The sequence below is a fragment of the Rhodoplanes sp. SY1 genome (genome assembly GCF_046000175.1).
Taxonomy (GTDB): Bacteria; Pseudomonadota; Alphaproteobacteria; order Rhizobiales; family Xanthobacteraceae; genus Rhodoplanes.
On record NZ_JBEOMB010000160.1, the window covers coordinates 1 to 8,322 of the forward strand.

The following is an 8,322-nucleotide window of genomic DNA, read 5'->3' on the forward strand; positions in this document are numbered from 1 at the left end:
TCTTGTAGTCGTCTTGCGGGTTCGACATAGCCTAATCCCCTCTCGCTCAGTACCAGGGCTTCCAGGCCCACACGAGAACGTGGGCGAGGACGCAGATCACCATGAAGGCCGTGAAGGTGGTCTTGAACTGGGCGTGGAACTCGAGCGCCTCCTCCTCGGTGAGGCCGGACAGGCTCCGATTTTCAGCCATCTGTATACCCTCCATTGAGGTGGCCGCGGTTCGTCGCTGCAAACGTCCCGCATGCCGGGTTTTGCCGTAGCGTGCGCCACGGCGGTCATTCCGCCCGATTGCATCGGGGGAATACTGGATCGAGAACGTGCGCCAGGAGTCCTTCCAGTCGATGTCGTTGAGCCACCGCGCGAATGGCCGCGCCCAGCCGACCACGTCCTCGTTGAACTTGAAGTCCGTCATCAGTGTCCCACTGTCGGCGGCCGGTCGCCCGACCCGCCGTACATCGCGAGCCCCGCTGCCGGTCGCCCGCATGAAACTCGCCACGCGCACACCGCCGTGGAGGACCGGATCCGTCGTGCCCGCTCCGCGCGTGCGCCGAACCGTCCGGCGCCGAACGCGGTCACGTCAGACCCTGCCATTCGCGCCCCGGCTCGCGTCGAGCCGGGCGTCTGTCGTCTGGCCGCCTCACGTCGTCGTTTTCATCAGTCCAGTGTAATGCTACCTTTACATCTCTGAGTGTCAACAAGGGGCAATACGTAATTTCCCGCGGCTACCCACCATCCCCCCGCGCAGTATCGACGGATGGATGTGTACGGGCAGCGTAATCCGGGCCGGAGTCGCTGCAGCGCAACGATCGGTAGCGGCGAGGGGGACCGACGACGATCACGGGACCTATCCGGGCGGACTAGCGTCGCGTCTGGTCCGTCAGCCTGACACGACGCCGCACGGGCGATCTGTCGCGTTCGCCCTGACACATGGCGCCAACAAACGCTCGGCCGAGTCTGTCGCGCGATGGCGCGGCGCGGTGTCGTGCGGTTCGCGCGCAGGATGCGGGGCGCGGGCGGCGACTCCGGACAGACGGGTCCGGACAGGCGGGTCCGGACCGGCTCAGCCGATGGTACCGAGCACCGGGAACCATTCGAGCAGCAGGAAGCTCACCTGGTTGACGAGGCCGAACAGGAAGGCGAGGCCGGTGAGCACCATCAGCACGCCCATCCCCTTCTCGACGAGGCCGAGATGGCGCTTGAAACGCGCCAGGAAGGCGGCGAAGGGCTCGACCGCGAAGGCCGCGGCCAGGAACGGCAGGCCGAGCCCGGCCGAGTAGACGGCGAGCAGCGCCGCGCCCTTCAGCACCGTCTCCTTGGTGCCGGCGACCGCGAGAATCGCGGCCAGGATCGGCCCGATGCAGGGGGTCCAGCCGAACGCGAAGGCCAGCCCCATCACATAGGCGCCCCACAGGCCGACCGGCCGCGGCATGGCGAGCCGCTTCTCGCGCATCAGCACGTCGATCCGGGTGAGACCGAGAAAATGCAGCCCCATGCCGATGATGACCAGGCCGGCGACGATCGACAGCCAGTCCGAATAGGCGCGCAGGAGCCGGCCGATCACGCTGGCGCTTGCGCCGAGGGCGACGAACACGGTCGAGAAGCCGGCGACGAACAGGAGCGCCGCCAGCACGGTGCCGCGCCGGTCGCGCGCCGGACGGCCTTCCGCGGCCGCGGCGGCGCCCGCCCGCTCGATGGAGGTGCCGGCCAGGTAGACGAGATAGGGCGGCACCAGCGGCAGCACGCAGGGGCTGAGGAAGCTCACCACGCCGGCCAGGAGGGCCCACAGGAAGGAGACGTCGGTCATGCCGCCGTGATGCGCCGGCCACGCCGACAAGGCAAGCGTCGCGCCGCCGCGCATCGTTCTCCCGTTGACCGGGCGGGCGAATCCCTGTCGGCTCGCCAACCCGAGACCGATCGCGAGGGGACCGCCGATGGCGAAGAACCTGCTCACCGACGTCGCCGGCCTCACGGTCGGCAACGCCGACGACGCGCGGCTCGCCTCGGGCGTCACCTGCGTGCTGTTCGACGCGGCGGCGGTCGCCGCCTGCGACGTGCGCGGCGGCGGACCGGGCACCCGCGAGACCGACCTCCTCGCGCTCGGCCGCACGGTCGAGCAGGTGGACGCGCTGGTGCTCTCGGGCGGCTCAGCCTTCGGGCTCGACGCGGCGAGCGGCGTCCAGGCGTATCTTCGCGAGCAGGGGCGCGGCTTCGCAGTCGGGGCGATGCGGGTGCCGATCGTGCCGGGCGCGGTGCTTTTCGACCTCCTCAACGGCGGCGACAAGGCGTGGGGGCGCTTCCCGCCCTATCGCGAGCTCGCTTATGCGGCCGCGGCCGCGGCGACGGCCGAGGGCTTCGCGCTCGGCAGCGTCGGGGCCGGACGCGGCGCCACCACTGTGGACTTCAAAGGCGGGCTCGGCTCGGCCTCCGCCGTCACCGAGGACGGCGTCACGGTCGCGGCGCTCGCCGCCGTCAATGCCTGCGGCGGCGCCGTGATCGGCGCCGGGCCGTGGTTCTGGGCGGGGGCGGTGGAGCGTGACGGCGAGTATGGCGGCCACGGCCTGCCGGCGCGGGTGCCGGCGGCGGCACTCACGCCGCGGACGAAAGGGATGCCGGGGCAGAACACCACGCTGGTGATCGTCGCGACCGACGCGATCCTCGACCGCTCGCAGGCCCAGCGCCTCGCCGTGATGGCGCAGGACGGCTTCGCCACCGCCCTCTATCCGGTCCACACGCCGCTCGACGGCGACATCGTCTTCGCCGCCGCGACCGGCCGGGTCGCCCTGCCCGATCCGGTGTTCGCCCTCGCCCGGCTCGGCGCCGTCGCGGCCCAGGTGGTCGCCCGCGCCATCGCCCGCGGCGTGTTCGAGGCGACCGCCCTGCCCTTCCCCGACGCGCTGCCGGCGTATCGGGATCGCTTTCCGGGGTGAGTGGCCAAGGGCCGTCGCGCCGCCTGCTCGGTCTCGTGCCCCGGACAAGGCGCGGCAGGCCGCAGGGCTGATGCGCCGCAGAGCCGGGGCCCAGGGGCCGCACGACGGGCGGCACGACGGGCGGCCTCGCCCGATCGCCCCTGGGTCCCGGTTCGCGGCGCGTTGCGCCGCGCCCGGGACACGAGGCCTCCTCACCGGAAGCGCGGCTTGCGCTTCTCCTTGAAGGCGGCGACGCCCTCCTTGGACTCCTCGGTCTCGTAGAACAGGCCGACCGCCTGCATGCCGAGCGCCGAGATGCCGCGGATCGATTCCGAATCCGCGTTGAAGGCGCGCTTCGCCAAAGCCAGCGCGGTCGGGCTCAACGCCAGAATCTCGTCGCACCAGCGCGCCACCTCGGCGTCGAGCGAATCGTGCGGGACGACGGCGTTGACGAGCCCCATCTCCAGCGCCTGCGCGGCCGTGTAGCGCCGGCACAGGAACCAGATCTCTCGCGCTTTCTTCTCGCCCACCACGCGGGCCAGGTAGGCTGTCCCAAAACCCGGATCGACCGAGCCGACCTTCGGGCCGACTTGGCCGAACACGGCGCGGTCGGAGGCGACCGCGAGGTCGCAGCAGGTGACCAGGACGTTGCCGCCCCCGATGGCGAAGCCGTTCACCCGCGCGATCACCGGCTTCGGCACGTCGCGGATGATGGTGTGCAGCTCCTCCAGCGGCAGGCCGATGGTGCCGCGCCCGCCATAGCCGCCTTCGTGCGAGGACTGGTCACCGCCCGTGCAGAAGGCCTTGTCGCCCGCCCCGGTCAGCACGATCACGCCGACCGCGCGGTCCCACCCGGCCGCCGTGAAGGCGGCGATCAGCTCCTCGACGGTCTCGGCCCGGAAGGCGTTGTACTTGTCCGGTCGGGCGATGGTGATGCGGGCGACCCCGTCGCGGGTCTCGACCGTGATATCCTGGAACTCTGGCATGCGCTCCTCTCTGACGGCGACGTCGGTGCCCTGATCAGTGCCCTGGTCGTGGCCTAGCCCGACCGGGCGAGTGTTGCAGATCCCGCGCAAGCCGGCCGAAACGCGCGCCGGCGGGCGTGTTTCCGCCCGGAACAGGTGAAATCGGTAAACGAATTCGGATAGCATGAACCACAGGTGGGTCTCGATCGACTGAGTCGCGCAGCGACGGAACGGGGACGTCCGATCCGGCTACCGGCGAGCGAGCCAGAGGGGAACAGGCCATGCGCACCTACACAGTGGCAGCCGGTCTCGTCGTCGTGGCGATCGCCGGCTCGATCGGAATTGTTTTCGCCCAGAAGGGCTTGCCCTGGCCGATGCCGGCCGGGACGCAGTCCTCCGCGGCACCGGCGGCGGGCGCCGCGGCGCCCGTGACCACGGCCACGACGACAGCCGCCACCACGGCCGTCGCTCCGGCCGAACCGCGACCGGTTGTGCGCCAGGTGGTCAACCAGGCGGTCGGCCCGGTGGCGGCGCCGTCCGCCGAGGCCCCGATCGTCGTCGCCCAGGCCGGCGCCATGCCGCGCACCGCGCCGGCGACCGCGACCCCGGCCACGGCGCCGAAGCCGGTCGCCGCCCCGGTGCCGGCCGCCGCCAATCCCGGCCTGCCGTCGCTCGCCGGCCCGGCCGCCGTCAAGGGGCCGGCCTGCGCCAACCCGGGCGCGCTCGGCGTCTCCCGCACCGTGCAGATCGACACCACGGGCGGCCCCGGCTTCGGCTTCGAGCATTTCAAGCAGTTCGACTTCCTGCAGCCCGGCGAGGTGGTGCTGACCTTCGACGACGGGCCGTGGCTCGGCAACACGCCGGCCGTGCTCAGGGCGCTCGAGCAGGAATGCGTCAAGGCGATCTTCTTCTCGATCGGCAAGCACGCGACCTACTATCCGGACATCCTGCGGCAGGTCTACGAGGCCGGGCACTCGGTCGGCTCGCACACCTGGTCGCATGTCGACCTCTCGAAGAAGACCCCGGACGAGCAGAAGGAGGAGATCGAGAAGGGCATCAGCGCCGTGAAGGCCGCCATCGGCCAGCCGATCGCGCCGTTCTTCCGCTTCCCGCAGCTCAAGCATCCGGCCGAAGCCGTCGCGTATCTGGGCGACCGCAACGTCGCGATCTTCTCGACCGACCTCGACTCCTTCGACTTCAAGATCAGGAAGCCCGACCAGATCGTCGCGCGCGTGATGGACAAGCTGAAGAAGCACGGCAAGGGCATCGTGCTGATGCACGACTTCCAGCACGGCACCGCACTCGCCACGCCCCTGCTGCTCGCCGAGCTGAAGAAGGGCGGCTACAAGGTCGTCCACATGGTCGGCACCAACGGGCTGCAGTCGATGGCCCAGTACGACGCCATGATCGCCAAGAACGAGAAGCTCCCGACCGCCGGCTCCGGCCGCCCGATCTCGAGCGTGGTGCGCACCATCGAGCAGTGAGGTTTTCCTCCGGCTCGGCAGCCACCGTCACGAAGCAGAAAGGCCCCGCTCCGGCGGGGCTTTTTCGTATCAGCGATACTGGCGCGCCGCGAGTTGCTTCGCCCCTCATGGTGAGGAGCGCCCCGTGAGGGGCGCGTCTCGAACCATGTGGCCCCCGTCGGTGGAGGCCGACGCCGAGGCCGCCCCCGCCCTTCGAGACGGCTGCTTCGCAGCCTCCTCAGGGTGAGGGCGGAGCGAACGGCGTCGCGATCAGATCAGATCAGATCAGATCAGATCAAAGCAGAGCAGATCAGATCAGCTGCCTCACCGCCATGCCGGTCGGCTGGGTCGCGACGATCTCGAGCTGCTGGCGCAGCATGCGCTGGAACTGCTCCTGCACGGTGGCGTCGCTGCGGAAGCCGGCGGCGGCCGCGTTGCCGCGGCGCGACAGCGCCGAGGTGAGCTCGTCCGCCGACACGCCGCCGTCGTCGTCGGCGTCGAGCGCGTCGAACAGCGACGTCGCCGAGGAGCCGCCCGGCCGTCCGCCGAGGCTCGTCAGGATGTCGTCGAACTCGGTCTTGTCGATGCGGCCGCTGCCGTCCTTGTCGAAGCGGGCGAAGGCCTGCGACGCGAGCGCGCCGCCGCCGCTCTTGGCCTGCAGCGCGAGCAACGCCTGCATGGTCTCGGACGAGACGACGCCCGTCCCCTGCGACGTCGCCTTCTTGGTCTTCGTCTTGCCGGTCCCGTCCTCCTCGACGGAGAACTGGCCGGCAGCGCGTTGAGACGTGTTGGCATTCGAGCCGAACAGGCTCTTGAGCGTGTCGAGGACGTCGAGGGCCGACAGGGCCGAACCGGTGAGGAACATGGCGTGTCTCGCTGGTCGGATCGCAACTGGACCCTTCAGAGCAAGCGCCGTGCCGCACGTTTTCCCTTTTGATATCAACGTCCGGAGTCGTTAACGAACCGGAAAAACTTGCCCGCGCGGCGCGCGTCGGGACATTTTTGCCGGGTCGCGGCCGGCGCCGCGGCGGGCTGCCCCCGGCGCCGGCCGGCCCGCCGGCACGGCTCGAGCGGCGGCACGGCTTGAGCGGCGGCGCGTTCTGCGCGACAAGCACATATTGCGTTTCCGACATACGAACTCCTGCCTTCAACGCCGAACCCCGTGGGTGTCATGCATCGTCCTTTGAAGATCGCGCCGTCGATTCTGTCCGCCGATTTCGCCCGTCTCGGCGAGGAGGTCCGCGCCGTGGTGGAGGCCGGCGCCGACTGGATTCATGTCGACGTGATGGACGGCCACTTCGTCCCCAACATCACGATCGGTCCCGACGTCGTGAAGGCGCTGCGGCCGCACACCGACCGCACCTTCGACGTCCATCTGATGATCGCGCCCTGCGACCCCTATCTGGAGGCGTTCGCCAAGGCGGGCTCCGACATCGTCACGGTGCATGTCGAGGCCGGCCCGCACGTCCATCGCTCGCTGCAGGAGATCCGCCGGCTCGGCAAGAAGGCCGGCGTCACGCTCAACCCGGGCACGCCGGAGAGCACGATCGAGCACCTCGTCGACGACGTCGACCTGATCCTCGTGATGTCGGTCAATCCGGGCTTCGGCGGCCAGGCCTTCATCCCGGCGGCGCTGGAGAAGATCCGGCGGCTGCGCGCGATGTGCGGCGACCGGCCGATCGACATCGAGGTCGACGGCGGGGTGACGCCGGAGAACGCCGGCCGCATCGCCGCCGCCGGCGCCAACGTGCTGGTCGCCGGCTCGGCCGTGTTCAAGGGCCGCACGCCGGAGGCCTACAAGGCCAACATCGCGGCGATCCGGGCCGCCGCCGCGGCGGCGCGCGGCGAGATGGTGTGATCACCCCGGCTCGCCGCCGGTGCGGGCGGCGAGCGCCACGGCCTGCATGCGGTTGTCGAGGCCGAGGCGGCGCAGTACCGCGGCGACGTGCAGCTTGGCCGTGTTGGTCGAGATGCCGAGCGCCGCGGCGATCTCGCCGTTGCTGCGGCCCTCGCCGAGCAGCGCGAACACCTGGCGCTGGCGCCGCGGCAGGTGATCGACGATCGACACCGGCTCCGACACGCCGGTCTCGCCGCGCACCGGGAGCACCGTGTGGGCCAGCCGGTCGTCGTCCGGCGCCGCGCCGTCCTCCGGCCCGCCGGCCCCGGCCGCGAGGACGTCGCCCCCGCAGGCCGCACCGGTCGTCGCCGGCACCACGAGGCTGCGGGCGATCGAGTCCTCGATGGTGGCGACGATCGCCTCCAGGGTGGCGGCCGGCACCACGTCGGGCGAATGCAAGGCGCGCAAGCCGTCGCGGCCGATCTCGGCCGGCAGCAGCGTCGACAGGTTGAGGTGGAGGAGCGTGATCCCCCGCGGCCGCGTGTCGGCGAGCGGCGTCGCCACCAGCAGGATCCAGCGGTTCTCGCGCGAGGAGCGGCACGGATAGACGCTGGTGACGAGGTCGCACTCGCCCTCGATCAGCGCCTCGAGGCGGCGCGCCCGCTCGGCCGGGCAAAGCGACAGGTAGTTGAGGCCGCGGCCGCCGTCGGGCAGCGCGGCGCCATTGGCGGGAGACGGGTCCCGCCACGTCGCATTCGTGTGGACGATCGTGCCGTCGGGGTCGAGCACCGTGACGTTGGCGGCGAGAGACCGCAACGTGTCGAGCCGGGCCGAGGCGGTCTGCATGGGCTGGTCCCCCCGCGAGCGCGAGTCCGGGGCAGCATCGGATCGTCGTAAAGTCGGATTGACGACCCCGGTTGTCAATATGCGCGATCGGCCCGGCAGGCGTGCTGCGCACCGGACGATCGTGGTCCTTCGGGCGACCGGCGACCACGCCGGCCGCGCCGCGTGTCACTCCGCCGCCAGAACAGCCTCCCCGTGGTCTTGCGTGAGCCGGGCGCCGAGCGCCACGGCCTGCATGCGGTTGCCGAGACCGAGCCGCCGCAGCACGGCCGAGACGTGCAGCTTGGCGGTGTTCATCGAGATGCCGA

Annotated in this window: 8 protein-coding genes; 3 read left to right on the forward strand and 5 right to left on the reverse strand. The window is 70.9% G+C overall.

Features of this window, described 5'->3' with window-relative positions; genetic code table 11:
• Window positions 1-46 precede the first annotated feature (46 nt).
• Both pufB and ABTU92_RS26675 read right to left on the reverse strand, forming a co-directional pair.
• The gene (gene pufB / locus ABTU92_RS26670) at window positions 47-190 is read right to left on the reverse strand and encodes a light-harvesting antenna LH1, beta subunit (RefSeq protein WP_111358560.1); all 144 of its coding nucleotides are present in this window, start codon (window positions 188-190) and stop codon (window positions 47-49) included.
• A gap of 870 nt (window positions 191-1,060) precedes the next feature.
• Complete coding sequence (locus ABTU92_RS26675) at window positions 1,061-1,804, reverse strand: cytochrome c biogenesis CcdA family protein (RefSeq protein ID WP_408094624.1); 744 nt, start codon at window positions 1,802-1,804, stop codon at window positions 1,061-1,063.
• A gap of 127 nt (window positions 1,805-1,931) precedes the next feature.
• Between ABTU92_RS26675 and ABTU92_RS26680 the strand changes: the two genes are divergently transcribed.
• Window positions 1,932-2,927, forward strand: coding sequence for a P1 family peptidase (locus ABTU92_RS26680; RefSeq protein ID WP_408094625.1), 996 nt, complete (start codon window positions 1,932-1,934; stop codon window positions 2,925-2,927).
• A 191-nt stretch (window positions 2,928-3,118) separates the two neighbouring features.
• Here the strand turns inward: ABTU92_RS26680 and ABTU92_RS26685 are convergent, their stop codons facing one another.
• Window positions 3,119-3,892 carry an enoyl-CoA hydratase-related protein gene (locus tag ABTU92_RS26685; RefSeq protein ID WP_408094626.1) on the reverse strand — a complete coding sequence of 258 codons (774 nt, stop codon included), beginning with the start codon at window positions 3,890-3,892 and terminating at the stop codon, window positions 3,119-3,121.
• Between the two features lie 260 nt (window positions 3,893-4,152).
• On the opposite strand from ABTU92_RS26685, the gene ABTU92_RS26690 reads away from it, so the two are divergent.
• Complete coding sequence (locus ABTU92_RS26690) at window positions 4,153-5,355, forward strand: polysaccharide deacetylase family protein (protein ID WP_408094627.1); 1,203 nt, start codon at window positions 4,153-4,155, stop codon at window positions 5,353-5,355.
• A 289-nt stretch (window positions 5,356-5,644) separates the two neighbouring features.
• On the opposite strand, the gene ABTU92_RS26695 is transcribed toward ABTU92_RS26690, so the two are convergent.
• Complete coding sequence (locus ABTU92_RS26695; RefSeq protein ID WP_408094628.1) at window positions 5,645-6,199, reverse strand: EF-hand domain-containing protein; 555 nt, start codon at window positions 6,197-6,199, stop codon at window positions 5,645-5,647.
• A gap of 306 nt (window positions 6,200-6,505) precedes the next feature.
• Between ABTU92_RS26695 and rpe the strand changes: the two genes are divergently transcribed.
• Window positions 6,506-7,192: a ribulose-phosphate 3-epimerase gene (gene rpe / locus ABTU92_RS26700; protein WP_408094629.1), complete on the forward strand. Its 687-nt coding sequence runs from the start codon at window positions 6,506-6,508 to the stop codon at window positions 7,190-7,192.
• Here the strand turns inward: rpe and ABTU92_RS26705 are convergent, their stop codons facing one another.
• Window positions 7,193-8,017: a LuxR C-terminal-related transcriptional regulator gene (locus ABTU92_RS26705; RefSeq protein ID WP_408094630.1), complete on the reverse strand. Its 825-nt coding sequence runs from the start codon at window positions 8,015-8,017 to the stop codon at window positions 7,193-7,195.
• Window positions 8,018-8,322 lie beyond the last annotated feature (305 nt).

What these genes read in the sequence shown, in the direction of transcription:
- ABTU92_RS26675 (WP_408094624.1), bottom strand. Translation starts at nt 1,804, where the DNA reads ATGACCGACGTCTCCTTCCTGTGGGCCCTCCTGGCCGGCGTGGTGAGC.
- pufB (WP_111358560.1), bottom strand. Translation starts at nt 190, where the DNA reads ATGGCTGAAAATCGGAGCCTGTCCGGCCTCACCGAGGAGGAGGCGCTC.
- ABTU92_RS26690 (WP_408094627.1), top strand. Translation starts at nt 4,153, where the DNA reads ATGCGCACCTACACAGTGGCAGCCGGTCTCGTCGTCGTGGCGATCGCC.
- ABTU92_RS26695 (WP_408094628.1), bottom strand. Translation starts at nt 6,199, where the DNA reads ATGTTCCTCACCGGTTCGGCCCTGTCGGCCCTCGACGTCCTCGACACG.
- ABTU92_RS26705 (WP_408094630.1), bottom strand. Translation starts at nt 8,017, where the DNA reads ATGCAGACCGCCTCGGCCCGGCTCGACACGTTGCGGTCTCTCGCCGCC.
- ABTU92_RS26685 (WP_408094626.1), bottom strand. Translation starts at nt 3,892, where the DNA reads ATGCCAGAGTTCCAGGATATCACGGTCGAGACCCGCGACGGGGTCGCC.
- rpe (WP_408094629.1), top strand. Translation starts at nt 6,506, where the DNA reads ATGCATCGTCCTTTGAAGATCGCGCCGTCGATTCTGTCCGCCGATTTC.
- ABTU92_RS26680 (WP_408094625.1), top strand. Translation starts at nt 1,932, where the DNA reads ATGGCGAAGAACCTGCTCACCGACGTCGCCGGCCTCACGGTCGGCAAC.